We start from the raw sequence: 26593 nt of genomic DNA, 5'->3' as shown, positions 1-26593 counted from the left end.
TTAAGCACCTACCTTTTCTACAGACACAGTGATCTCGCCATTCTTCACCTTCTCCAAAAATGCCTTTGGAATCACGATTTTCTCCATCTCACCCGGAGCCATGTGTTCCCGCTTAAAGGAAGCCAATTCTTCTCCTCCGGAAGTAACCTTAATGGCCACGTCTTTGTATACGTTACGCACACGGAACATCACTTCCACCATCTTATCCACATTGGAAGGACGGACTTTCTGAGGAACCGTATATCCTACACAGTCACCGTTTTTCAGTTCAATATAAGTCTGGTCTTCGGTCTCACCGTTCTTTACATATGCAGCGGCACTTCTTCCTGCTTTCTGGCTCTCGGCAGTTACGAAGTCTACCAGGTCATGGACGTGCACAACATTTCCGCTTGCAAAAACACCTTCTGCGGATGTCTCCATATTTTCAAATACCACCGGCCCATTTGTCCTTGGGTCCATTGTGATACCTGCTGCCCTTGTAAGCTCATTCTCCGGAATCAGCCCTACAGATAACAGTACAGTATCTACGTCAAATGTGATCTCAGTACCCGGGATCGGCTGGTTCTTTTCATCCACCTTCTGTACGACAACCTGCTCTACTCTCTTATCCCCTTTGATATCCGTAATGGTGTGAGATAAGTATAGAGGGATATCATAATCTTCCAGGCACTGTACAATATTTCTAGTAAGACCATTAGAATATGGACAGAGTTCTACACATCCTACGACTTTAGCACCCTCTAAACTCATACGCCTTGCCATGATAAGGCCGATATCTCCTGAACCTAAGATCAGGACCTTTTTCCCGACCATGTATCCTTCAATGTTGACATATCTCTGAGCGGCACCGGCAGTGAATACTCCAGCCGGACGGTCTCCAGGAATTGCGATCGCTCCTCTGGTTCTCTCCCTGCAGCCCATATTTAAGATCAGGGCCTTGCCTTCCAGTACCATATATCCATTTTTCTTATTCATAGCGTGGACGCATTTCTTATCTTCATCCACATCCAGCACCATCGTATCCAGCATCACTTCAATGTTGGTCTGCTCTAACATCTCGATAAATTTATTGGCATATTCCGGTCCGGTCAGTTCCTCTTTAAAGTAATGAAGACCAAATCCATTGTGGATACACTGGTTTAAGATTCCGCCAAGTTCCTGGTCACGTTCTACCACTAAGATTTTATCGGCACCATTCTTGCTTGCTTCCACTGCGGCTGCAAGTCCTGCCGGTCCTCCTCCGACTACGATCACATCATACTTCATTATTTGGCACCTCCTGTTTTTGTTTCTCCTGTGATAATGTTCATTCCCACACGGTCCTGTGGAACGTTTTCCAATGGAATATTTAACTCTCTTGAGATGATCTCCTGCACTCTCGGACCACAGAAACCACCCTGGCATCTGCCCATACCTGCATTGCATCTTCTCTTGACCGCATCAATGGATGTTGCAGGGATTGGGCGGTGGATTGCATCTACGATCTCCCCTTCTGTCACTGTCTCGCAGCGGCAGATGATTTTTCCGTATAATGGATTTTCCTTGATCAAAGCAGCTCTTTCTTCATCGCTTAACTTCTTAAATCTGTTAACTTTTCTTTCATCCTTGAACTCTTCTTTTGCTTCCAGAGACAGTCCTGAAGCTTCCATCATCTTCAACAGGTCAACAGCGATTGCCGGTGCGGAAGAAAGTCCCGGGGAAGCCATTCCTGAGATATTAAAGAAGCCTTTGTTTTCTTCATCTTCAAAGATAAAGAAATCATCTTCCTTTGTTCTCGCACGGACTCCTGCAAAATTACGGATAGACTCCCTGAAGTTAATACCAGGAACAGATTTTAAAGCTGTATTTCTCACAAAGGATAGTCCATCGGTTGAGGTTGACACATCATCTCCATCTGTCGGCTGGGAGTTAGGCCCTACAATCAGGTTGCCATGGACGGTCGGTGAGACGAGGACACCTTTTCCGTCCTTGTTCGGACATTGGAAGATCACGTGATTCACCAGTTCTCCCTGGCTTTTATCTAATAAGTAGTATTCTCCTTTATTCGGTTCGATGGTAAAAGATTTTTTATTTGTGTATTCGTTTACTTTGTCGGCATTGACCCCTGCTGCATTGCAGATGTATTTTGCTTCCACAGTTCCGTTGTTTGTTTTGATCTCATAGGCGTCACCGTTCTTTTGGATGTCTGTAACTTCCGTATTCAGCTTAAACTCAATACCGTTTTCTACCGCCATCTCTCCCAGCGCAATCGCCAACTCCCACGGGCTGATGATTCCTACATTCGGGGAAAACAATGCTTTGATCGCTTTCTCGGAAACATTCGGCTCTTCTTTTCTCAATTTTTCCTGATCCCAGATCTCCATGTCAGGAACGCCGTTTTTCTCTCCGCGCTGTTTTAACTCTTCTAATGTTTTTTCTTCTTTTTCTTCAAAGGCAACAATCAGGGCTCCAATCTGTTTAAATGGAACATCCAGCTTTTTACACAGCTCTTTTATGTACTGATTTCCTCTGATATTATATTTTGCCATCAGAGATCCCGGTATCGGGTCATACCCTCCATGGATAATGGCACTGTTCGCTTTCGTTGTTCCCACAGCCACATCATTCTCTTTTTCAATGACCACTGCATTTACATTATACTTTCCTAATTCGTATGCGATGGAACATCCTGTAATCCCCGCACCTATAATCGCTACATCATACACTGTTCTTATCCTCCTTCGACTGAATCCCTGTTTGTCTTACTGACCTTATCTAATCATAATAATTTCACTGTGTCAAACCTGAGAAACGCCCATTTCATGCGGTTTTTGGCCACTTCTGATTAATCATTATCCGTTGATTAACTGCCCATTTTGGCTTTTGTTTTTTAGAAAACAAACCCTTTCCCCGTTTTTCCTTGTGTTTACTATTAATCATTAGTATAATATTAATAATCAATAAAAAGTTTCAATTAGTAATTTTTATTAATCAAAATAAATCGAAGATTTTTCCATTTCACAGGAGGGGGCAATATGGGAAAGAGAAATAAGGTCACTACAAGGGATATCGCAGAATACACAGGACTCTCCCAGTCCAGTGTTTCTATGATCTTAAGCAGCAAACCCCACGTATCATTTTCAAAGGAAACCGTAGATAAGGTAAGAGCTGCCGCCAAAGAACTTGGATATAAGAAACCGGAGAAGAATTCCTTAAAGAAAGCTTCTGCACTTTCCAAGACGATCATTGTGATCTGTCCGATCCTTTCCAATGGATACTACTCTATGCTGATCCATTCCATCACGGAACGCGCAAGGGAATATGGTTATACTGTTTTTTCCGTGTCCACGATCCGTGACGTTTCACAGGAGGAGTACTATATTAAGATGCTGTCTAATTTTGACTTAAGCGGCATTATCTTTTTATATCCTCCTTCCTCCAAGATCTCGGAGATCAATAACCTGTCTAAATCTGTCCCTATGGTATCCATCGGGGATAAGCCTGAGGGCTCCAGGTTTGATTCCGTTGAACTGGACAGCAAAAAGCCCGGCTTTATACTCGGGGAGTATTTAATCTCACTGGGACATACACATATTTCCTTTGTCTCAGCTCCGATCAAACAAAAGGAGATTGGAAGGCTCCACAGGCTTGAAGGGTTAAAGAATAGCTTTAAGGCTTACAACATGGACTTAAATAATATTGAAGTGCTGTCCTCCAAATTCTCTACTTATTCCAGATACACGCCGGATAATTCCGAGTATCTAAACGGTTATGATCTGGTCTCAAAAGCTCTCGAAAACAATACAAAGTCCACTGCCTTTGTAGGCAATAATGACATGACAGCCTTCGGTACCATGGCTGCCATCACAGACCACGGCTACAAGGTACCTGGAGACTTTTCAGTCTGCGGTTTTGATAATATCCCTCTCTCAGGCATGCCTCAGATCTCACTAACAACCATCGAGCACGCGGCTGCTTTTAAAGGCAAGGAAGCGGTGGATATTATTTATAAAAAGAATGCCCAAAAAGACGGCCTGTCCAAGCATCATTACATTATGAGACTGGAATATGAACCGGAGCTGATCGTCCGCAATTCTACTGGAAAAGCGAAAAACAATACCTAGAATTAAATACGCTTACATCCGCTGAGCATATATACAAAGAGAGGAAGCATTTTAAGGCTTCCTCTCTTTGTATAATTTCTATTTCGTCTTTATGCTTTTCCCACACTTCCACAAACCTTCATTTTACTCATAACATACTTTTTTACTTCTTTACGTCCTGCCGCACCATAATTTTTAGGATCAATGGTATCAGGATTTTCAGCGAGGATTTCTTTAACTCCTTTTGTATATGCAATGCGAAGGTCTGTAGCATAATTTACTTTGCAGATTCCTCGTTTAATACACTCTTTTACTGCTTCGTCCGGCACACCACTTGTTCCATGAAGAACGAGGGGAATGTCTACGACCTCTTTAATCTGGCTTAAGATGTCAAACTGAATGTTTGGTTCCCCTTTATATACCCCATGGGCCGTACCAATTCCAACTGCCAGAGAATCAACCCCTGTTCTCTCTACAAATTCCTTTGCCTCCTGTGGATCTGTATATGGATTGTCATCTCCACCATCTAAATCATCTTCTTTTCCTCCAACTTTTCCAAGTTCTGCTTCTACAGAAATTTCTGATGGATGACAGGCCTCTGTCACTGCCTTACTGACAGAAATATTCTTCTCAAATGACTCATGGGAACCATCAATCATGATTGAAGTATATCCTGCTCTCAATGCCTGCATCGCAAGCTCAAAACTATTTCCGTGATCTAAATGCATCACCACGGGTACAGATCCTCTCTTTGCAGCCGTCTTGACATTCGCAAGATAATAATCGAGTCCCGCATATGTTACAGTAGACGGGGTGGTCTGCATAATGACAGGTGACTTTAATTCCTCGGCTGCTTCTAAAACTGCCTGTACCATTTCCATGTTCTCTACATTGAATGCACCTACTGCATATCCCCCAGCCTGTGCTTTCAGCAATATTTCATTTGATGTTACCAACATAAGTCTATCCCCTTTCTGGATATCATACCTTATCTGGCAGGCCGCTACAAACTAAAATGCGCCACCTGCGATAGTTTTTCTTTATTGTTGGAAGGAGGCCTTTCTTTTGACAGAAACCCTTCTCCAGCAGACATTACGTCCATTTTCTACATGATTGGAGTGAAGCATTCTAAGAGCTGAACGGAAATTATGTGGAAAATGTCATAGTTTTATAATCTTAACATTTTGGATAATCTCATCTCTTTTCACAGGTTCAAGGGTTCCAGTCTTGGGGGAAAGTGCGTTAGCCGACGCAACGGCAACTGCATACTTTAAAATATCCTCCGGCTCCATATTGCGTTCTAATCCCACTGCAAAAGCCCCGACCATTGAGTCCCCGCATCCTACTGTATTTACCACTTCTATTTCGGGCGGCCTTCCTTGATAGATCCCTTTTTCGCATACAAGCAAAGCCCCATCTCCTCCGAGAGAAATAACCACATATGGAATTCCCTTTTCATAGATCTTCCTGGCATATTTAATAACATCTATCTGGCTGTGAATCTTAATATTAAAAAGCATTTCTATTTCATCTTTATTAGGCTTGACCATAGTCGGAATACTTTTGAGACCTTCTTCCAAATATTCTCCGCTAGTATCTAAGATAACCTTTTTTCCTTGATCTTTTACAATCTGCACCATCTTCTGGTATATATCCTTACCCATTCCGTTGGGCGCGCTTCCAGAAATTGTTATGACATCGCTATCTATGATAATTTCAGGAAATTTTTTTAGAAATGCAGTTTCCTCCTCTGGAGTGACATCACATCCCGCTTCCAGATACTCTGTAGAACCATAACCCGGATCCAAAATATTAATACAGCTTCTTGTTTCACCATTAATGTGTTCAAACTCAAAAGGAATGCCATCAGACTCCAAAAGTGATTCTAAATATTGGCCATTATATCCGCCGACAAGACCGGCTGCCTTTACATCAGCGCCGCAAAGCCTGGCCACCCTTGCCACGTTCAGCCCTTTTCCGCCGGCACTGTTGTATGTATTTGCTACACGCATTACAGTACCATTTTCAATTCTTTGGGTCAAATGATAGGCTTTATCGATAGAAGCATTTAACGTTACCGTTGTGATCATGCTTTTTTCCTCCAGTCACTATAAACTTCTTAAATATTTCACCCCTGCTGCAGCATCAGCGACAAGTCCGTCAATATCATCTGCCTTTTTGATAGTTCTCCAAAGCGAGACACTCTTTGCACTTGCAGACTTATCAAGAACAAATGGCTCCATTACTAACGGCCCTTCAAAACATATATCTTTTATTGTTTTTGCAATAGCCTGCCAATCAATATTAGTCTTCTTTTCTCCTACAGGGATTTTCCGGTTGCTCTCTCCGATATGCAGATATCCCAAATACCCTTTTTCATGGGCATTACGAATGGCTTCCGGAATATAATCTTCTTCAATGTTCATATGGAATGTATCCAAAAGCAGCTTACAATAGTCATTGTTGACAGCCTCGCATATTGCAATTCCCTCTTCGGCAGTATTGGCTGTATACTGTTCAAAACGATTCACAATCTCCAAACAGATGGTCACTCCAACTTCTTCTGCATGTTTAGCAACTTTTGTTAATCCTTTTATTGCATTTGCCGTACGGACCTTTTTAATTTCTGTAACATTCTCTCCATCGGGACGTGTATTCCATAGTCCATAAGGTATTCCAGAAAACAATTTCGCGCCCATCTCTGCACAAAGATCCAGCATATTACATAAATGTCTGATACCAGCCTCATGATATTCTTTTTCAGAACTGGAAACATCTCTTTCCGGCCTAAGTCCAGTCCCGTTAATCGTTACTGAAAGGCCTGCATCTTTAATATAATTACGAAGTTTGTCGCGTTCTTCTACAGTTAATGGTACAAAATCACCTGCTTTCAGTTCAATGGTATCCATATTAGATTTCTTTGTTAAATCAACTATTTGATAAATATCTAATTTAGGAGTTGTTCCATTCCAATATGCTGTTTGCAGCCCAATTTTATTTTTCATTTTGATTCTCCTCGTTTTCTTCCCAGATGATATATCTTCTGCTACTCCAGGCTTGCATGTCTCTTTGCCATATCATCATTACTTCCTTTATCTTCCTGACTCATTTCAAGAATTGCCGCGTCAAACACTATAAGCAGCATTTGTTCAAATAAACTTCCAAGCGGCTGTATACTTGCATCAGATGTCGAAAATTTTGTTGCAGAACTAATTGTAATGTCTGGTGTCTGAATTTTTCCCAATGTGGATTCTGATGATGCTGAAATCACAACCAAATCTGCACCCTGTTTCTTTGCAGACTGCACAGTCATACAGACACTGCTTGTTTCCCCCGAAGCAGAAGCTGCAATCAGTAAGTCTCCCTTTTCCACCGACGGTGTTGTTGTCTCTCCGACTACATATGCATCCAAACCGATCTGCATCAGTCTCATTGCAAGCGCTTTTAACATCAAACCTGATCTTCCTGTCCCATAAACAAAAATTCTTCGATGAGTCTTGATTTTTTGAATCAGATTTTGAATCTGATTCTCAGGAATTTTTTTAGCAGCTTGTTCAAGCTCTGTTATAATTACTCTCGTTCCCAAAATAACACCTTCTTTACATGATTTCTTCCGGATATAAAAGCACTTTTCCATATCCTTTAGGATTGGAAATAATCTTTTTAAACATGTGAGGACCTTCGCTCAGATTAACTCTATGAGTCACCATGCCAAGAACATCAACCTTCTTGTTTCCGATATACTCCACTGCATTCATCCATTCTTTTCCTGGATATGGTGCAGAAATAGTACACCAGGATCCGATAATATTTAATTCATTTCTCATAATTTTTTCAAAATAGAATCTTGGAATTGGTACATCCGCATATGGAATTCCCATATATACAACTTCTCCGCCTTTACGGGGCAATCCAAGCACTCTTGCAGCAGTAAAAGGGTTCCCTGCAGATTCGATAGCTAAGTCCACTCCATTTCCATACTTTCTGATTTCATCATGAAAATCAATATCTGTAGAATTAATTAACACATCGGCGCCAAATTTCTGTGCAACTTGTAATTGTGCAGCGTCAATATCAATGGCAAACACTTTCTTTGCTCCAAATGCTTTGGCCCATTGAATTGCCATAAGTCCAATATTTCCACATCCAACAACGGCAACTTCATATCCCATTTTAATTTTTGTCTGATATAATCCATGGATAGCAACCGTTGCCGGCTCTACTAACGCTCCTTGTTCGTATGTCATGCCTTCCACCATTTTAACAAGGTTGACAGCCGGCATTTTAATATACTCTGCAAATGCACCAGGTACATAAGCTCCAATTGTATTTAATGATTCACATCTTGACGGATGTCCGCTTTTACAATATCCACATTCATGGCAAACCATATTCGGACAGCCTACCACACGGTCACCTACTGTTAACTCTGTGACTGCAGAACCAATTTCTATAACTTCTCCTGAAAACTCATGCCCCCAGACATTCCCTTTTACGTAAGGTCCTAAACTACGGTATCTTGCAATATCCGAACCGCAAATCCCAACGGCCTTCACTTTTACAATAACGTCATCGTCTTTTTCAATTTTAGGATCGGGTACTTCTTCATATCTTAAATCTTGGACGTCATAAAATGTTAATGCTTTCATTCCTTCACAGCCTTTCTTAAAGTCTCTGTATGCTCCTTGATACCTTGGAATAAATATCCGCCGGATACAAATACATTTGCCCCCGCTTCATAACATGGCTTTATCGTCTTATTATCAATACTTCCATCTACTTCAATATCAATATCTCTATCTCCAACCATTGCTTTTACATTTTTTATTTTATCCACGACAGAACCTAAGAAGTGCTGACCGCCCTCTCCTGGATTTACACTCATTAAAAGAATCATATCCAAATCATCTAATAAATACTTGATCGTTTCTTCCGGTGTTCCCGGACTTAACACAATTCCTGCCTTGATACCTCTATTACGGATTTTATGTAAACAGCTTAATACCCTTGCTGTAGATTCTTGATGGATTGTTATAATATCCGCCCCTGCATCTGCAATGCTCTCAATATGCAGTTCCGGATGTTCTATCATTAAATGGACATCCAATGGGATATGAGTCATTGATTTTAATGCTTTGATGTGATCTGCTCCAAATGCCATTCTTTCTACAAAATGTCCATCCATCACATCCACATGGATAAAATCTATGTTACTGTCTTCTAATTCTTTGATCTGTTTTTTTAACTCTCCTAAGTCTGCTGCGAAGATTGACGGAGATAATTTCATATCTTTCACTGTCATACCTCTTTCTTTTATCGGTTCGGACATTTATCTTTCACTGTCGATTAAAATCTTTCCTTTTACTGCACCACGAGTCTTAAACATCTCAAAACCTTCTGAGATCCTGGATAACGGCAGCTTTTTAAAGATCAGGGATTCTTCCCCTTTTAGCTGTCCCGTTGCAAAATAATGTGCCACACAATTCCATTCGTGTCCGGGGAATGGCGCAGAATAAGATAACCAGGATCCGGTCAGAGTAAACTCCTTACGATTCATGTTTTCCCATTCTTCCACAGAAAATGTTAGTTCTCTTGTAGGCTTTCCTATATAACAGATTCCGGCTTTATTTGCTGCCAGTTCATACGCCATCTTCATCGTAATGGTACTTCCTGCAGTTTCATAAATATAATCAAAGCCTTTTTGGCCCGTCAGCTCCATTGCCTTTTCCATAAATCCTTCCTTCAAGGTGTTTATGCCATCGGCTGCGCCCATCTGTTTTGCCAGTTCAATTTTGTCATCATCAATATCAAATACAACGGTCTTTGCTGCTCCGAAAATATTTGCCCATTGCATGACAAGCAATCCGATGGTCCCGCCTCCCAGAACTGCAACCGTTTTTCCTCCTTCATAAGGAAGACACTGTAATCCATGAAGAGCAACTGCTGCGGGTTCAAACAATGCACCTTGTTCAAAAGATACTGTATCCTTAAAAGGAACCACATTTTGCTCTGGAAGACAGACATATTCTGCAAAGCTGCCTGCTTGTCTTGTCCCAATAAAACTATAATGCTTGCAAAGTGCATAATTACCCTTGAGACAATCTTCGCATTTCATACATGGAACCAGCGGAGCGCCAGCTACCCGCTGGCCTTTCCGGACTTTTGTCACGCCCTCTCCCGTTTCCTCGACAATTCCTGAAAACTCATGTCCAAGGATGACTGGGTAAAAATGCGCCCCGTTCTCATTCACTCTGGGTACATCTGATCCGCAGATCCCAGAATATTTTACTTTCACAAGTACTTCTCCAGCCTCCGGCCTGGGAGTCTGTACGTCTTCATATCTGATATCATCTCTTGCGTGTAAAACTCCTGCTTTCATCTATTTCCACCTGATCCTTTCCATCTTCAGCTTACTCTTACTCCTCTGAAATAGTTTTAAGCAACTCTTCAACTTTCTTCTTTGTTGCTTCTTTATTAATTCCAGAAACAAGCCCAAATACACTGAGATATGGTTTCTCAAGAGGATTACGGTAATTTGCAGTAGTAAATACTACATCTACATCTTTTTGCTTTGTGGGAACCTCAGAAATCGTCCCCTTCATCAATCTTATTTTAACGCCAGCATTTTTTGCAATTTCCTTAATTTCTTCCTGTGCGATTGTGGATGTTGCAACACCGCTGCCACACGCTACTAATACTTTTACCTCTTTTGCCATAATTCTTCTCCTTTACTATGACTTGTTCTCATCCTAATTGTTCCTGCAAATAAATCTCTGTTTCTTCATTTGAAAGGTTTTTGCATATTGATAAAACTTCAGGATTATTTAAAAATGCCATCATTTTTTGAAGTACTGTTAAATGCTCGTTTGCATCCTTAATCGCCAGATTAAAAATCATATCTGTTTTTACTTCCTCTGTATCATCATCCAACCTCTTAAATGTTACTGGACCGTCCAATTTCAGCAAACAAATTGCATTCTGTGAAATTCCTTCATCTTTTACATGAGGGATTGCCGTAGGAATTTCTGTAGGAAGTCCTGTTGGAAAATTTTTTTCACGCTCGGCACACAGATTCCCAAAATCTTTACTGACTATACCTGCTTTATATAAGGCGTCTCCACATAGTTTGATTGCTTGTTCACTACTGTCGGCTGATCCGTGAATAACCAAATATTTCGTTTTCATTGAACTCCCCTCTCTTATCCAATCATCATCATAATTCTATGAATAAATGATACGATTAGGTTGCCAGGATTCCATCCAAAGTGAGATGCTGTCACAAGTTTTCCAAAATCCACATTTGTAGCAGACATCATCTGTGTAGCTTCCGGAATAAACATATTTGCCAGGAAAAGTGTTAAGTACATCATAACAGTCATACCAAGAAGGGATCTGAATAGATTTCCTTTACTGCTTAATACGACCATCGGTGTCATATAACAGATTTCAGCTAAAAGGCTGAGCGGGAAAAATCTCATACCAGGTACCAAAAATACAAGAAGGATGGTAACCGGAATCATGATAGCAGTACATGTAATACATGCCGGATCTCCAAGACCAAGTGCAATATCCATACCTATGTATATATCTGCGTCTTCACCAATTTTTCTGTGCATATAGTCGTTCGCCGCCTGTCCCATTGGAGATAGACCTTCCATCATGATAGATACCATTCTCGGGATCAGTACCATGGCTGCCGCAACACCCATAGCCATTGTAAGAATCTCTCCTGGGCTTTGCTTTGTAATAATTCCCAGGAACGCACCTACAAACACACCGATCATCGCAGGGTCTCCAAACACGCCTAGTTTATCACCGATTTTTGTCATATCTAAATCTACTTTATTAAGGCCAGGAATTTTATCAATGATCTTATTCAATCCGTATGAGATTGGATATGCCCATGCGACAAAGCAGAGACAGGTACATGTTGTTCCTTCAAGCCCAAAGAACTCCTGCCAAGGTTTTGCAACCCACTGTCCAAAGAAGAGAACGATCACACCACATGCCAAAGCTGTTATAAATCCGATCACCGCGCTTCCGGATAAACTATAGGCAAGAGCACCCGGCACGAGAAAGTGCATGAAATTCCAAATATCAACATTTAATACCTTTGTGATTTTAAGACGAACTAGAATAAGATTTACAAAAATGATCGCCGGAATTACCAATACTGCAAATGGCACGGTCCAAGACGCTGCGCCAAGTGCCGCAAATCCTATCTCTAAAGTATCATAGCCGGATCCCAGCTTTTCGTAATACTCCATTGCAGGCGTCACCGATGTAATTAATAAATTTACTGCTAAAACGAGTCCTTGGAAACCAATCCCTACCAATAAACCTGCTTTGATCGCCCGCCCGATTTTCATACCAAAGAAAATGCCCAATATTGCAATTACCACCGGGAGAAGAACAACCGCTCCTAAATTTACGAACCCTTGAAAAAATTTTAATAGTATTTCCATATGTACCTCCAATTTTAATTTTCTCCGAGATTGTTGGCCAAACGTTTTATCTCTTGTTTACAGTTTCATATTATCATTCATATAAAATCAAAAACAGTGAAAGGTACTTCCCCTCTTAGGAAAGAATTTAGTCCGGTCAAATTCATTTCCACAGCTGGAAATAAAATAAATCAGCCGAATCTATTTCCCATCCAGGAAATAAATTCGACCATTTATTTCAACTTATTTAAACAGTGCTGTGTTCATATTTCTCAATAATTCTTGACATTTCTTCAGGGTCCTCTGCCTCATGAAGAAGCTGTCTGTAACCGTCATCCCTCAGCATATTTACCAAACTGAAAAAAGCCTTCAGGTAACTCTTATGATCAATGGCGCTCAAACAGCATACAAACTCTATGGGATCCAGTTCTTCCACACCAAATGGTACCGGCTCTTTTAAGCGAATCAGGTGCATGCCAAGACGGATACTGCCTTCTTCTACTTTTGCATGGGGCATGGCAAACCCTTTTGACAATACAACATAAGAGCCATATTCCTCTATACTGTGGACCATTGCATCTATGTATCTTGGTTCAATATAACCTCTTTCCACAAGCTTCTCACCTGACTTACGCACTGCATCCTTCCAGTCCTCACACTCTACATTTACTTCAATATTCGTAGCCGGCAGTAAATGATGCAGGTATGGCGATAAAATCTCCGCCTCATGTTCTGCAGACTGTTTAAAATAGCTTCGGATCACTCTTCGGAGTTCCTTCATAAAGTCCTTTGCTACATCATCTGGCTCAATCATGCTGTATACCAACGGACGGACTTCATCGATCAAACCTTTCGCACTCAGTCCATTTTCATCCATTCTGACTGGAAGATTTCTGCCATTCCTCAGTGCATCAATTCTATTACCTACACGAATATAATCTGCATCACTGAAAGCTGCTGAGACCACAACATGCTCTAACGGACAACATTCCAATGGCACTGTAGAAATTACGAAGTCAGCTGAATTAGGGTCAAGGTTCATTGCTTCATGGGCGGAAATCACATCCACAACCCGAAATTTAAAATGCCGTTTCAACTTTTCGAGTAGTAGTCTGGATGTTCCTATCCCTGCATGACAAGCCACGATCACACGGAAAGCTACCTCCTTATTTTTCTTTCGTTCAATGGCAGCACATACATGAACTGCAATATATTTTATTTCTATTTCATTCAATTTACGCTCTGTATATTGGTATATGACAGACATCTGATTAATGACTGCCTCAAGTACATCCTGGTTATCTTCAAGCACCTCATTTATCATATCCACTTCCTGATAGTCAATGGGGGGTGCAGAAAATATAGATTCCAGATGATTAGATAAATTTTCAAAAAAATCATAATCTGTATTCAAATCAATTCCTAGTTCTGAAGAAATATCAGAAATATATTGCCTTGTGATCATTTGAATAATAACTGTTTTTTTACTAAATTTGTTATTGTTCCTAAAGCGTACATTATCCATAAAGCTGCTAAGATACTTTATATCATTTTCTGTTGTAACGACATCACAATACTGGGAAATATATTTTAGTGTATCTAAAGCAAACATGTAATTTTCGCTATTGGTATCCACCTGTGGCTCTAAAAATTCTTCTGTTTGGTTACGATTCACCATAATTCTTAAATACAAAACAATCTCACGGAAAGAATTATCATCCAAATACTTTTTATAACGTTGTTCCTGCTCTCCAAGTATTTTTTGTATTACGCTGCTGTCACCTGCCTGTACACTGACATGTTTAGCTACAACATTTTTATGATTGTCATATAAACAAAGAGAAGGACGAAGAACATTAAAAAGGAATTCTCTTTTTTTACTTTCGGAACCTTCTATACGAAGCCCCTTATTGGCATGAGAAACCACCTCTAAGTTCCCTTCCCTTATAAATGCTTTGATATCTTTTAAATCATTGATCACTGTTGCTCTGCTCACAAATAAATGATCTGCAATGGTTGCAAGAGTGATATAATCTACAGAATTTACTATCATAGCCGATGCTACCTGCTTACGCTCCTCCTTTGATAATCTATAGCTGTATAGATCACCTTCCAGCAGTATCGGCAATGATTCTTTAAAGTTTCCAGGTGGATTGATCTTCCCGCCGCTGTTGATCAAAACTTCTTCTCTTTTATTCTGGTTTAGGATTGAATTAATCTCCTTCAGATCATTGCGAATGGTTTTTTGAGACACCTGAAAATATTCTGCAAATCTGGAGACCGTAATCTCATCTTTCTCTTTGCTCAATAATTGTACAATCTCAGTACTTCGCTGATTCATCCCAAATACCCCCATTTTCTCTCTAATAAAACCGTAACAGTCTAATTTAATACTACTCTAACAGTGAACATTAAAAAAGAATGATTTACTTCCATTAAAAGAAATTTTTTATATCATATCCTGTGATCCACATTAGCCGTAGAAAGCCAATAAAACCTTTTGATCCATAGTCTGAAACAAAATTATGTCACAACTCCCGATGAAAAAGATAGCATTAGTCTGTATTTACATTTGTACAATACATAAGCTATGATAAATACAGATAAACGTTTATAGCAAACAGCAGCCAACCGGGAAATGGCCGCTGCACAACAAAGGAGAGGTGAGCATGGCCGGCAAACTTCTTAATGATGAATTCTTAAACAACATAGCGTGGGGACTTCCAAGTGCGGCAAAACAAGAATCGATCCGCATTGCAGGCAGACTTCTTGTGTCAAACGGATATGTAAGACCTGGATATGAGGACAGCATGCTGGAACGTGAACTTGAACACAATACATATTTAGGGTTCGGCGTTGCAATCCCCCATGGGACTGAAAACTCCTTAAGCCAGGTATTAAGATCCGGAATCTGCATTGCACATTTTCCTGAAGGCATAGATTATAACGGAGAGACCGTGTTCTATGTGATCGGGATTGCATGTAAGGAAGATGACACAATACAAGAACTAATGCAGATCACTGATATTCTCTGCAAACCAGAAGAATGTGAAAAACTATTATCTGCCGCATCAAAAGAAGAATTCATTGAGATTATTAATGAGAATTATCTAAAAGAAGGAGAGTTATAGTATGGAACATGAAAAGACAACATTCTCCCAGAAGCTCCAGAAGTTTGGAGCGTTCCTGGCTGGAATGGTTATCCCAAATATCGGCGCATTTATCGGATTCGGTTTGATCACAGCATTTTTCCTTGAAACAGGATGGACACCAAATGCAAAACTTGCAAACCTTATCAGCCCAATCTTAAATTCACTGCTCCCAATTCTGATTGGTCATACCGGGGGTAAAATGGTCGGAGGTGACCGAGGCGGAGTCATCGGTGCTCTTGTTACAGTCGGTGCCATCGTTGCAGTGCCGGGAACCCCTATGTTCCTTGCAGCCATGATCTTAGGACCTGCATCTGGATGGTGCATTAAAAAGTTTGATGCGGCTGTAGATGGAAAAATCCCTGGCGGATTTGAGATGATCGTTAATAACTTCTCTTTAGGTATTATCGGCGGTATCCTCTGCTGTGTTGCTTACCTTGTATTCGGACCTGTCATGGATACCGTTACACAGGTGCTCACAAATGGTGTAAACTGGATCGTATCACACAATGTGCTTCCGCTCTCTGCAATCTTTGTAGAGCCTGCAAAAGTATTGTTCTTAAATAATGCATTAGACCACGGTATTTTTGGACCGATCGGTTACGAACAAGTTAAAACTTTAGGACATTCAGCATTATTCCTGTTAGTTCCTAACCCTGGAACCGGACTTGGACTTCTGCTTGCATACTGGTTCTTTGGAAAGGGTGAAATGAAAGAAGCCGCTCCTGGAATGATCCTCATTCATTTCTTTGGAGGTATCCATGAAGTTTACTTCCCATATGTATTAGCCAACCCTCTGACTATCATTGGTATGATCGCCGGTGGTATTGCAGGAACAGGTACCTTTACGCTGTTAAATGTAGGAACAGTGGCAACACCTTCTCCGGGCAGTATCTTCTCTGTCTTAGCATTGTCGCCAAAAACCTCAATGCTCGGTGTCATCGCCGGAGTTGTAATTTCCTGCCTCGTATCCTTTGTAATCAATGCATTCTTTGTAAAACGAATGGTCGCCAAAGGAAAAGGAGAAGTTTCCCTTGGACCGTCAGTAATTCCAAAAGAGGCTATGGGTTCTAGTGCTTCTGATGAAGCTTCTGCAGTAACCAATGACTCTTCCTTAGGTGTTGCAGGTTTAGATCTTAAAGACGTTAAAAAGATCGTGGTTGCCTGTGATGCAGGTATGGGGTCCAGCGCTATGTCAGCCGCTGCCCTTAAGAAAAAAGTAAAAGCAGCTGATCTTCCGGTGGAAGTCATTAATACAGCAATCTCCAAGATCCCGGATGACACAGACTTAGTCATCACGCATAAGGAACTGACCGGTACCGCAAAAGCAGCCCAGCCAAACAAACAGCACTTATCTATCACAAACTATCTCCAGGCTCCGGAATATGATGAACTGGTAGAGCGTTTAAAAAACCGTTAAACCAAGTACGTTTCGTACTGTCCAAATAATCAGCATAGCAATCGGAATGGGCGTTTCCTTCTGGGGAAATGCCCTGTTCCAATATTTTGGGAGGGAATCAAAATGAAAACAGTTATGTATGGGGCCGGAAACATCGGACGCGGATTTATCGGTGCCCTGCTCTCACAGACCGGTTATGAAGTGGTCTTTGTGGATGTAAATGACGAAGTTGTAAATACCATCAACAGGGATAAGACATATCCCCAGGAGATTGTTGGGGAACATGGAAAAACCGTATGGATTCAAAACATAAGAGCTGTTGACGGAAAAGACACCTCGTCTGTCAGCAATGAAATTGCATCTGCAGATCTTCTAGCCACCTCCGTGGGAGTCAGTGTTCTGGAAAAAATTGTTCCTGTCATATGTGAGGGCCTCACAAAACGCTGGGACCAGGATCCGGACAATGTCCTGGATCTCCTGATCTGTGAAAATTTAATGGATGCGGACAAGTTCCTTAGAGAAAGGATCTATAAAACTCTGCCAGCTCGGCATAAAGAGACAATGTCCCAGAGCCTGGGACTTGTGGAGACTTCCATCGGACGTATGGTCCCTGTCATGACAGATGATATGAAGAAAGGCGATCCTCTCCGGATCTGTGTGGAAGAGTATGATTTTCTTCCTGTTGACCGGAATGCATTTAAAGGGCCAATTCCAGATTACGATAAGATCGTACCCTACAGCCCCTTTTCTTTTTATCTGGAACGCAAGCTTTACATCCACAACATGGCTCATGCTTTCACTGCATTTCTTGGAAAAATCAAAGGATATACCTATATTGACGAAAGTATCAATGATATCTATATACGAAAGCTGGTAGAAGGTGCTATGATAGAAAGTGCCATGATGATTTCAAAAAAATATCAAGTGGAATTTTCTGAACTGAAAGCCCATATCGATGACCTGTTGCTGCGTTTTCAAAACTCTGATCTTCATGATACTGTGGAGCGTGTGGGAAGAGAACCATTGCGCAAGCTAAAACCAGATGACCGCTTAGTCGGAGCTCTCCGTGGCTGTGAACACGCGGGGATTCTTCCTGTATATCTGTCATTTGCAGTTGCCTGCGCACTTTACAATGTGACAAAGGATTCTGCTTCTGAGCTTCTCGCCGAAACCAGCCAGATATCAACTCAGGAACCCTGCGGTAAATATATTATGGGATTTTATGAACAGCTTAAAAGTGCACCTAAGGATTTTCCATCTATTTTAAAAATGACTGATACTTTATATTCTGAAATCAGAGGGCCTGTTGTTTAAACGCACAATATGATTTTAACAGAGAGGAATATAGGTGAGGACATGGTTATTTCTGACCGCGCAAAAGAAATAATAGAATATCTACTGGATGCGACCGGTTATGTGAAGGTTTCTGAAATTGCAAAGGAACTGGGTGTCACAGAGCGTACCGTTTACCGTGAAATGCCCGAGATCAATGAGATCATAGAATCCTGTGACTTAAAACTGGAATCTGAGTCCGGCAGGGGAATGCAGATCTACGGTTCCCTCTATAATATGAAACGGCTGGAATCCCTGTTTGAGGAATCCAAGGTTGAACAGAACTATACTGCAAAAGAACGGAATGATCTGATCCTTCTTTTGCTTCTTCATGAGAATGATTACGTCAAGACCCAGTCGCTGGCCATCGACCTGAATACGTCTACCCAGACGATCAGAAACAGCCTGCGCCAGCTGCAGAATTTCCTTGAAAATGATGATATCACTTTGATTACAAAACGCAGCGAAGGTGTTATACTGGAAGGGAAGGAAATATCGAAACGGCATCTGCTGATCAGCATACTTCTGAGAAATATCCCTCTGGATAATTTCTTTGAATGGATGAAGAACAAAAAGTACAAAAATTGTGCATTTATTGATCTGCTCATCCGCTGGGATTATGAAGATACACTTGCTGTGATCTATGATTTCCTGAATCCTCTTATATCAAAAAAGAGACTCAATATTTCCGATAAAGAATTCCAGGAATTTTTGTTTCTCTTATGCATCTTTATCAAGAGACATTCCCTGATTAATGAGAATGGTGAGGAATTAAAGCTCTCTGTGGATATACCGAATCCAGAACAGGAACTTTACAAAAGCATCAAACATTTATTGGAACATAAATTCCAGATAAAGCTCTATGACCCAGAGCTCAATTATTTCAACTGGATGATCAATTTATATACGGGACGCACCCACTATCATGTCTCAAATGATTCCAGCATATTAAAACAGCTGGATCTGGTCACCCAGATGATCGCCAAGGTAGAGGAACGGTTTGGTTTCCCATACAGTGAAGATGAGAACCTTGCCGAAAATCTAATGCTTCACATTAATATGGCGTTGGAGAGGATCCGAAGCGGAATGAATGTATCAAATCCACTCAATGATGACATCTACCAGTCCCATCCAAAGCTCTATGATATCGTAAAGCAAAGTTTTATAGAAGTTTTTAAACACAGCTCCGTCCCGGTGCCCGACGACGAGATAGGATATATCGTCATCTATTTTATCGCCTCGATGGAGTACTTAACCAAGCAATCCATTGCAGTCCTGGTCGTATGTGCCTCAGGCATGGGTTCCTCCAAGATGTTAAGAAGCCGTCTGGAGCGGGAATTTGCAGAGATTGATGTGGAGAAGATCATTTCACTCCACAAGCTCTCCGAGGAGAATCTTTCCCGGTATGATCTGATCATCTCCACCGTGCCGCTTAGTTTAAGCGAAGACAAATACATCTGTGTATCCCCACTGCTCAACGACAGGGACAAGGAAGAAACCAGAAAACGCATTAAACACCTCAATAAAAAAGGAGAACATCATGAATAAGATTTTCAACGCAGACAACATTGTTTTAAACAAACGCCTCCGAAATAAGGAAGACGCTATTGACGTGGCCGGCAAAGTTTTGGTGGAACAGGGTTATGTAGATCCTGAATACGTGGACTGCATGCATAAAAGAGAGGAAGTCATCTCTACCTACATCGGCAATAATGTAGCCATCCCTCATGGTATCGACGGTTCTGAAAAATACATAAAAGAATCCGGTATATCCTTTATCCAGGTACCGGAAGGAGTCAAATATGGCGAGGATACCGCTTATATCATCATGGGTGTCGCAGGAAAAGACGGAACACATCTGGATATTCTCATGAAGCTTTATGAGGTAATCTGTGAAGAAGAAAACATTACAAAATTAAAAGAGGCCCAGACAAAGGAAGAAATTCTGGACATCATTGGAGACTTGACCGTTTAATCTGATTTACTAAAGCAGCTATAAAGAATAAAAAGGAGATATATTATGTTAATTTTAATTGATGACGCAGACTTAGGAAAAATTGAGGAACTCTATGCAAAATACCCATATGACGGAGTTACCACAAACCCAACGATCTTGGGCAAGACAGGAAATCCTGATCCTATGGATCAGTTAAAGAAAATCCGCGCGATGATCCCAGAAGAAGCTATGCTCCATGCACAGGTACTGTCAACAGAGACAGACGATATGGTAAAAGAAGCTAAGCATATGGTGGATACCATCGGTGGTAACATGTACATCAAAGTTCCTGTTACGGCAAACGGTTTAAAGGCAATCTCAATCTTAAGCAAAGAGGGCATCAATATTACTGCAACTGCCATCTACGGTGTTATGCCTGCATTTATGGCAGCCAAGGCAGGAGCTAAGTTCCTTGCCCCTTATGTAAACCGTCTGGATAACTTAGGCTACAACGGAGTCCAGATCTCAAAGGATATCCATACTATGGTAAAAGCGTCCGGATATGATGCAGAAGTGCTTGGTGCATCCTTTAAGAATTCCCAGCAGGTATTGGAGATGGGTAAATTCGGTATCGGATCTGTCACCGTCAATCCAGATACCTTAAAGACCCTTGCATTTAATCAGGTTGCAGAAGGAGCTGTAAAAGACTTTATCCGTGACTTTGAAAACTGCTGCGGTGAAGGAAAGACAATGCTTGACTTTTAATTTACTGTAATAAAATAACCTGGAATCAATCATAAGATTCCAGGTTATTTTTATTTGTTAGTACAAGTTTTAAAAGCTTATGAATCCTATAACAAATCTTTTCTGAGTTCTGCTCCTGTCCTTGCGCTAAGATATGCGGGGGCAATGTCAAATACCGTCTTGCAGCCTGTCTGTCCCTCTTCTGCCAGCTTATATGCTGCCCTTGCATAGGCCACAATGACACTAGATGTAAACTCAGGGTTGGAGTCCAGCTTCAGGCTGTACTCGATCAGATGCTTGTTTTCCCCGTCCCATCCAGTCTTTCCGCTTCTAAGTACAAATCCTCCGTGCGGTATGTTACTGTGATCTCTTTTTAATTCTTCTTCGCTGATAAAATGAACAGTTGTATCATAGTCAGCAAAGTAATTCGGCATTGTCTTGATCTCTTCTTCAATCTTAGATGTATCCGCTCCGTCTTCTAAGACAACAAAACACTCCCTTGTATGCTTTTCTCTAGTAGAAAGTTCAGGATCCTCACCGCTTCGCACTGCTTCCAGAGCAGATTCCACTGGTATTGTATATTGCTTTCCATCTTTTACACCTTCTATGCGGCGGATCGCATCGGAATGTCCCTGGCTGACCCCTCTACCCCAGAAAGTATAATCCTTCCCTTCCGGAAGAATCGCATTGGCATACATTCTGTTTAAAGAGAACATACCTGGGTCCCAGCCCACAGAAATAATTCCTACTTTCCCGCTCTGTTTTGCAGCTGCATCCACATTGGCAAAATGCTCCGGAATCTTTGCATGGGTATCAAAGCTATCCACTACGTTAAACATAGAGACATACTCTGGTGTCTGAACCGGAAGGTCTGTGGCACTTCCTCCGCATAAAATCATTACATCAATCTTATCTTTCCATTCTGGTGCATCCGCTACATTGCATACTGCAGCAGACTCTGTGAGAATTGTGACATCTTCCGGGTTCCTTCTTGTAAATACCGCTGCCAATTCCATATCAGGATTCTGTCGAATCGCACATTCAACGCCGCGTCCAAGATTACCATAACCTAAAATACCAATTCGTATACTCATCTTATTTTCTCCTGTCTGTTTTTTATCTTTTTTTGATTATACTTGCTGAACTGAAATTCTGCAAGATAAAATAGTCCGTTAATTCATTTTCTTCCTTTTTTCAACAATATTTTTCTATATCTGCTCACGACCGTGGCTGAATGTAACAGGATATTTCCGATAAAGATAAAAACTGAATATCACGGTAATCGTTTCTGCTGCTAGGAATGACCACCATATTCCTTTCATGCCGATAAAATGAGACAACATCATCATAAAAGGAAGCAGGAGCACCAGCTGGCGCAATATATTTATCAGCATACTGAATCCCACTCTTTTTGTGGACTGCATAAATGATGCAATCATCGTGGCCGCCGCGGCAAACACATAGCTTGTACACATAATCTTTAATGCAGGTATACCAAACGACATCATTTCATCTGATGCGTTAAAAATCCTTAAGATCTGTCCTGGAAACATCCAGAAGATAACAATGCTGGCACCTGTAAGAGCCACTCCTATCCCTGTACCATATTTGAGAGCCTGATAAAGTCTCTGTTTATTTCCGGCTCCGTAGTTATAGCTCATAATAGGAATACATCCCTGTACCAGGCCATTTAAAGTCATGATTACGATCTGCTGCAGTTTAAAATATGCCCCAAAAAATGCAACTGCCGTAGTAGAGTATAATACTAAAAACATATTCGTAAAGTACGTCATAAATGCCCCTAAAGCATTCATTATAAAAGATGGAAACCCAATCACAAAAATATCTCTGAAGATCTTAAAATCAATATGGAAACCTTTGATTTTCATCCTTACTTTCTGTTTTCTAAATAAAAGTACATAGAATGCAAGAATCATAGAAAACGTATATCCGCATACGGTCGATACAGCTGCTCCTTCAACTCCCATTTTCGGAAACCCAAAGTATCCGAAAATAAGAATAGGGTCCAGTACAAAATTCAACACCACTCCTGCAATTTGAAACCACATAGGAGCAATCATATTTCCGGTACCCTGAAGGATCTTTTGAATACAGATATGTACCATACTGGATACTTCCAAAAAAGCACAGACTCTCATATAGCGAACTGCCAGAGCATAGATTTCCGGATCATCTGTAAAAGAAGCAAAAAAGGGTTCTGTAATCAGAAGTATAATAACCGTTACAATGGCTCCCATGACAGCAGAAAGTATAATGCCATTTGTCACCACACTGTCAGCTTTATCCTGGTTCTTCTGCCCCAGGCTGTTGGCAATCAATACATTCACGCCCACGCCAATCCAAATGGACATAGCAACCATTAAGGTTGTGATTGGAAATGCCAGTGATACAGCCGTCAGAGCTTTCTCACCAATCCATGATACAAACATACAGTCTACAAAATTATATGTATACTGCATGAACATAGAAATAAGCGGCGGAACCGCCATAGATACAATTAAAGGAAACATTGGCCTTGTCTCCATCTTATTTACACCACTCATAACCTCTCCCCCTGTATGAATCTTTATTCCATAGGGAAAACCTTCCTATAGAATAAAAAATCTGGATATCATAAGATATCCAGACTATTTTAGAGTTGCGGGGGCCGGATTTGAACCAACGACCTTCGGGTTATGAGCCCGACGAGCTACCAGACTGCTCCACCCCGCGATATAAAAGTAAAAAGGCGCCAACCAGATTTGAACTGGTGATCAGGGAGTTGCAGTCCCATGCCTTACCACTTGGCTATGGCGCCATATAATATAGTATATGCAGACGTATCTAAATTATGATACGAAAAAATGACTCCAACGGGATTTGAACCCGTGTTACCGCCGTGAAAGGGCGGTGTCTTAACCACTTGACCATGGAGCCTTGTTTCTCTGACCGCTTCACGGCCTTTCTTTCACTAACCTCAAGTTCTGCCTTCCGGCTCCCTCTCACTCAGTGTTCCGACCTCCCCGAGCTGGGCTCGAACCAGCGACAACACGGTTAACAGCCGTGCGCTCTACCTACTGAGCTATCGAGGATCATTCTCTTCTATTCTCTGCCTTTTGGCTTTCAAATATTCAATATACCTTATAACGCAAAGCGTACCGTCCGTAGGACCTAAAATACGGGATGCCCTTTGGGTATACCTTCAAAACTACATACAGAACCTTTCATCAAACATCTTCCTTACCTTCTTTGGTTAAAGCCTCGACCGATTAGTAACAGTCAGCTCCATACGTTGCCGCACTTCCACCTCTGCCCTATCTACCTCGTCGTCTTCAAGGGGTCTTACTAGATTACTCTATGGGAAATCTTATCTTTAGGGGGGCTTCACGCTTAGATGCCTTCAGCGTTTATCCCTTCCAGACTTGGCTACTCTGCTATGCATTTGGTAATACAACAGATCCACCAGTGGTCCGTCCATCCCGGTCCTCTCGTACTAAGGACAGCTCCTATCAAATTTCCTCCGCCTGCGCCGGATAGGGACCGAACTGTCTCACGACGTTCTGAACCCAGCTCGCGTACCGCTTTAATGGGCGAACAGCCCAACCCTTGGAACCTGCTACAGCTCCAGGATGCGATGAGCCGACATCGAGGTGCCAAACCACTCCGTCGATGTGAACTCTTGGGAGTGATAAGCCTGTTATCCCCAGGGTAGCTTTTATCCGTTGAGCGATGGCAATCCCACGTTATACCACCGGATCACTAAGTCCTACTTTCGTACCTGCTCCACCCGTCGGTGTCACAGTCAAGCCTTCTTCTGCCTTTGCACTCTGCGAATGGTTTCCGACCATTCTGAGAAGACCTTTGAGCGCCTCCGATACCCTTTCGGAGGCGACCGCCCCAGTCAAACTCCCCACCTGACATTGTCCCCCAGCCGGATCACGGCTGTTGGTTAGAAATCCAATACTGCAAGGGTGGTATCCCAACAGCGGCTCCAGAAGGACTGGCGTCCTTCCTTCACAGCCTCCCACCTATCCTGTACATGCAGTACCGAATCCCAGTATCAAGCTGGAGTAAAGCTCCATGGGGTCTTTCCGTCCTGGCGCAGGTAACCAGCATCTTCACTGGTATTTCAATTTCACCGGGTGTGTTGTTGAGACAGTGCCCAAATCATTACGCCTTTCGTGCGGGTCGGAACTTACCCGACAAGGAATTTCGCTACCTTAGGACCGTTATAGTTACGGCCGCCGTTTACTGGGGCTTAAGTTCAGACCTTCGCGATCACTCGCTAAGCCCTCCCCTTAACCTTCCAGCACCGGGCAGGCGTCAGCCCATATACTTCACCTTGCGGTTTTGCATAGACCTGTGTTTTTGCTAAACAGTTGCTTGGGCCAATTCTCTGCGGCCATCTTTCGATGGCACTCCTTCTCCCGAAGTTACGGAGTCATTTTGCCGAGTTCCTTAACAACACTTCTCCCGTCGGCCTTAGGATTCTCTCCTCATCCACCTGTGTCGGTTTACGGTACGGGCGCATAAAAAACAATAGTGGCTTTTCTTGACAGCCGGGGGCCTGGGCTTCCCTACTTTTGTTCGGTCCGCGTCACAGCTTTGCCTTGCATGAGGGATTTTCCTCCCATACGGCTCCTCTGCTTGCGCCAGTCTTTCCATTCCTGGCTCCCATTTCCCTTCTGTGTCCCCACAGTTCTGTTTTTATGCGGTACTGGAATTTCAACCAGTTGTCCATCGACTACGGCTCTCGCCCTCGCCTTAGGTCCCGACTTACCCAGAGCAGATCAGCTTTACTCTGGAAACCTTAGATATTCGGCCGGAAGGATTCTCACCTTCCTCTCGCTACTCATTCCGGCATTCTCTCTTCTAAACAGTCCACCACTCCTTACGGTATGGCTTCATCCCGTTTACAATGCTCCTCTACCAATGTATCAATACATTCCACAGCTTCGGTGTCGTGTTTTAGCCCCGGACATTTTCGGCGCAGGATCTCTCGACTAGTGAGCTATTACGCACTCTTTCAATGTATGGCTGCTTCTAAGCCAACGTCCTAGTTGTCTCTGAAATCCCACATCCTTTTCCACTTAACACGTACTTTGGGACCTTAGCTGGTGGTCTGGGCTGTTTCCCTTTCGACTGTCCAACTTATCTCGTACAGTCTGACTCCCTGGCATCATCTGTATGGCATTCGGAGTTTGATATGTTTTGGTAAGCTTTGACGCCCCCTAGACAATTCAGTGCTCTACCTCCACCAGACTCTTACCAGAGGCTAGCCCTAAAGCTATTTCGAGGAGAACCAGCTATCTCCGGGTTCGATTGGAATTTCTCCGCTATCCACACCTCATCCCCACCCTTTTCAACGGATGTGGGTTCGGTCCTCCACTTCCTCTTACGGAAGCTTCAACCTGGACATGGATAGGTCACCCGGTTTCGGGTCTACCCTCACTGACTTAAAACGCGCTCTTAACGCTCGCTTTCACTTCGGCTCCAGACCTTAAGTC

General features: G+C 42.0%; 22 protein-coding genes, 4 tRNA genes and 1 rRNA gene (1 of these 27 only partly in view). 7 read left to right on the top strand and 20 right to left on the bottom strand.

The window, feature by feature from the left end:
• A complete protein-coding gene (locus AR1Y2_RS00215) occupies positions 1-1266 on the bottom strand; it encodes an NAD(P)/FAD-dependent oxidoreductase (RefSeq protein ID WP_137327156.1) in 1266 nt (421 codons plus the stop codon).
• Positions 1266-2705: an NAD(P)/FAD-dependent oxidoreductase gene (locus AR1Y2_RS00210; RefSeq protein ID WP_137327155.1), complete on the bottom strand. Its 1440-nt coding sequence runs from the start codon at positions 2703-2705 to the stop codon at positions 1266-1268. The genes AR1Y2_RS00215 and AR1Y2_RS00210 overlap by 1 nt, the downstream gene beginning before the upstream one ends.
• 309 nt (positions 2706-3014) lie before the next feature.
• On the opposite strand from AR1Y2_RS00210, the gene AR1Y2_RS00205 reads away from it, so the two are divergent.
• Positions 3015-4103, top strand: a complete 1089-nt coding sequence (locus AR1Y2_RS00205) for a LacI family DNA-binding transcriptional regulator (RefSeq protein ID WP_137327154.1) — start codon at positions 3015-3017, stop codon at positions 4101-4103.
• A gap of 89 nt (positions 4104-4192) precedes the next feature.
• Here AR1Y2_RS00205 and fba read toward each other — a convergent pair whose 3' ends face one another.
• The 11 genes from fba to AR1Y2_RS00150 form a co-directional block, all read right to left on the bottom strand.
• Positions 4193-5041, bottom strand: coding sequence for a class II fructose-1,6-bisphosphate aldolase (gene fba / locus AR1Y2_RS00200; protein WP_137327153.1), 849 nt, complete (start codon positions 5039-5041; stop codon positions 4193-4195).
• Positions 5042-5242: 201 nt separating this feature from the next.
• Positions 5243-6172 (bottom strand): 1-phosphofructokinase, encoded by a 930-nt coding sequence (pfkB, locus tag AR1Y2_RS00195; protein WP_137327152.1) that lies wholly within the window; start codon positions 6170-6172, stop codon positions 5243-5245.
• Positions 6173-6190: 18 nt separating this feature from the next.
• A complete protein-coding gene (locus AR1Y2_RS00190; protein WP_137327151.1) occupies positions 6191-7087 on the bottom strand; it encodes a sugar phosphate isomerase/epimerase family protein in 897 nt (298 codons plus the stop codon).
• A 41-nt stretch (positions 7088-7128) separates the two neighbouring features.
• Positions 7129-7668: a 6-phospho-3-hexuloisomerase gene (hxlB, locus tag AR1Y2_RS00185; protein WP_243118806.1), complete on the bottom strand. Its 540-nt coding sequence runs from the start codon at positions 7666-7668 to the stop codon at positions 7129-7131.
• Between the two features lie 13 nt (positions 7669-7681).
• Positions 7682-8731, bottom strand: coding sequence for a galactitol-1-phosphate 5-dehydrogenase (locus tag AR1Y2_RS00180; protein ID WP_137327149.1), 1050 nt, complete (start codon positions 8729-8731; stop codon positions 7682-7684).
• Positions 8728-9369 (bottom strand): ribulose-phosphate 3-epimerase, encoded by a 642-nt coding sequence (gene rpe / locus AR1Y2_RS00175; RefSeq protein ID WP_175403691.1) that lies wholly within the window; start codon positions 9367-9369, stop codon positions 8728-8730. Before rpe ends, AR1Y2_RS00180 begins: the two co-directional genes overlap by 4 nt.
• A 42-nt stretch (positions 9370-9411) precedes the next feature.
• Positions 9412-10461 (bottom strand): galactitol-1-phosphate 5-dehydrogenase, encoded by a 1050-nt coding sequence (locus AR1Y2_RS00170; RefSeq protein ID WP_137327147.1) that lies wholly within the window; start codon positions 10459-10461, stop codon positions 9412-9414.
• A 37-nt stretch (positions 10462-10498) separates the two neighbouring features.
• On the bottom strand, positions 10499-10798 hold the full coding sequence (locus AR1Y2_RS00165) for a PTS sugar transporter subunit IIB (protein WP_137327146.1): 300 nt from the start codon (positions 10796-10798) through the stop codon (positions 10499-10501).
• A gap of 28 nt (positions 10799-10826) precedes the next feature.
• Positions 10827-11267 carry a PTS sugar transporter subunit IIA gene (locus AR1Y2_RS00160; protein WP_137327145.1) on the bottom strand — a complete coding sequence of 147 codons (441 nt, stop codon included), beginning with the start codon at positions 11265-11267 and terminating at the stop codon, positions 10827-10829.
• A 14-nt stretch (positions 11268-11281) separates the two neighbouring features.
• Entirely contained in the window at positions 11282-12547 is a 1266-nt protein-coding gene (locus AR1Y2_RS00155) for a PTS transporter subunit IIC (RefSeq protein ID WP_137327144.1), read from the bottom strand.
• A gap of 226 nt (positions 12548-12773) precedes the next feature.
• Positions 12774-14867, bottom strand: coding sequence for a BglG family transcription antiterminator (locus AR1Y2_RS00150; protein WP_137327143.1), 2094 nt, complete (start codon positions 14865-14867; stop codon positions 12774-12776).
• 328 nt (positions 14868-15195) lie between these two features.
• Here AR1Y2_RS00150 and AR1Y2_RS00145 point away from each other — a divergent pair, with 328 nt between their 5' ends.
• From AR1Y2_RS00145 to AR1Y2_RS00120, 6 genes are all read left to right on the top strand, one after another.
• Positions 15196-15657: a PTS sugar transporter subunit IIA gene (locus tag AR1Y2_RS00145; RefSeq protein ID WP_137327142.1), complete on the top strand. Its 462-nt coding sequence runs from the start codon at positions 15196-15198 to the stop codon at positions 15655-15657.
• Position 15658: 1 nt separating this feature from the next.
• Entirely contained in the window at positions 15659-17095 is a 1437-nt protein-coding gene (locus tag AR1Y2_RS00140; protein WP_137327141.1) for a PTS mannitol transporter subunit IICB, read from the top strand.
• A 102-nt stretch (positions 17096-17197) separates the two neighbouring features.
• Entirely contained in the window at positions 17198-18388 is a 1191-nt protein-coding gene (locus AR1Y2_RS00135) for a mannitol dehydrogenase family protein (RefSeq protein ID WP_137327140.1), read from the top strand.
• A 42-nt stretch (positions 18389-18430) separates the two neighbouring features.
• On the top strand, positions 18431-19954 hold the full coding sequence (locus AR1Y2_RS00130; RefSeq protein WP_137327139.1) for a BglG family transcription antiterminator: 1524 nt from the start codon (positions 18431-18433) through the stop codon (positions 19952-19954).
• The gene (locus AR1Y2_RS00125; RefSeq protein ID WP_137327138.1) at positions 19947-20381 is read left to right on the top strand and encodes a PTS sugar transporter subunit IIA; all 435 of its coding nucleotides are present in this window, start codon (positions 19947-19949) and stop codon (positions 20379-20381) included. Before AR1Y2_RS00130 ends, AR1Y2_RS00125 begins: the two co-directional genes overlap by 8 nt.
• 45 nt (positions 20382-20426) lie before the next feature.
• Positions 20427-21107 carry a transaldolase family protein gene (locus tag AR1Y2_RS00120; protein WP_137327137.1) on the top strand — a complete coding sequence of 227 codons (681 nt, stop codon included), beginning with the start codon at positions 20427-20429 and terminating at the stop codon, positions 21105-21107.
• Between the two features lie 86 nt (positions 21108-21193).
• On the opposite strand, the gene AR1Y2_RS00115 is transcribed toward AR1Y2_RS00120, so the two are convergent.
• The 7 genes from AR1Y2_RS00115 to AR1Y2_RS00085 all read right to left on the bottom strand — a co-directional run.
• Entirely contained in the window at positions 21194-22180 is a 987-nt protein-coding gene (locus tag AR1Y2_RS00115) for a diaminopimelate dehydrogenase (RefSeq protein ID WP_137327136.1), read from the bottom strand.
• 114 nt (positions 22181-22294) lie between these two features.
• Positions 22295-23650: an MATE family efflux transporter gene (locus AR1Y2_RS00110; protein WP_137327135.1), complete on the bottom strand. Its 1356-nt coding sequence runs from the start codon at positions 23648-23650 to the stop codon at positions 22295-22297.
• Positions 23651-23745: 95 nt separating this feature from the next.
• Positions 23746-23819: transfer RNA gene (locus AR1Y2_RS00105), tRNA-Met, on the bottom strand.
• Positions 23820-23833: 14 nt separating this feature from the next.
• Positions 23834-23904: transfer RNA gene (locus AR1Y2_RS00100), tRNA-Cys, on the bottom strand.
• Between the two features lie 47 nt (positions 23905-23951).
• Positions 23952-24023: transfer RNA gene (locus AR1Y2_RS00095), tRNA-Glu, on the bottom strand.
• An 82-nt stretch (positions 24024-24105) separates the two neighbouring features.
• Positions 24106-24178 (bottom strand) — tRNA-Asn (locus AR1Y2_RS00090).
• A 157-nt stretch (positions 24179-24335) separates the two neighbouring features.
• A 23S ribosomal RNA gene (locus AR1Y2_RS00085) occupies positions 24336-26593 on the bottom strand; it runs 640 nt beyond the window's last position.

Source organism: Anaerostipes rhamnosivorans, assembly GCF_005280655.1.
In the GTDB taxonomy this organism is placed as follows: Bacteria; Bacillota; Clostridia; order Lachnospirales; family Lachnospiraceae; genus Anaerostipes; species Anaerostipes rhamnosivorans.
Note: the sequence above shows the minus strand (reverse complement) of the source record. Positions and strands in the feature narration are given on the sequence as shown.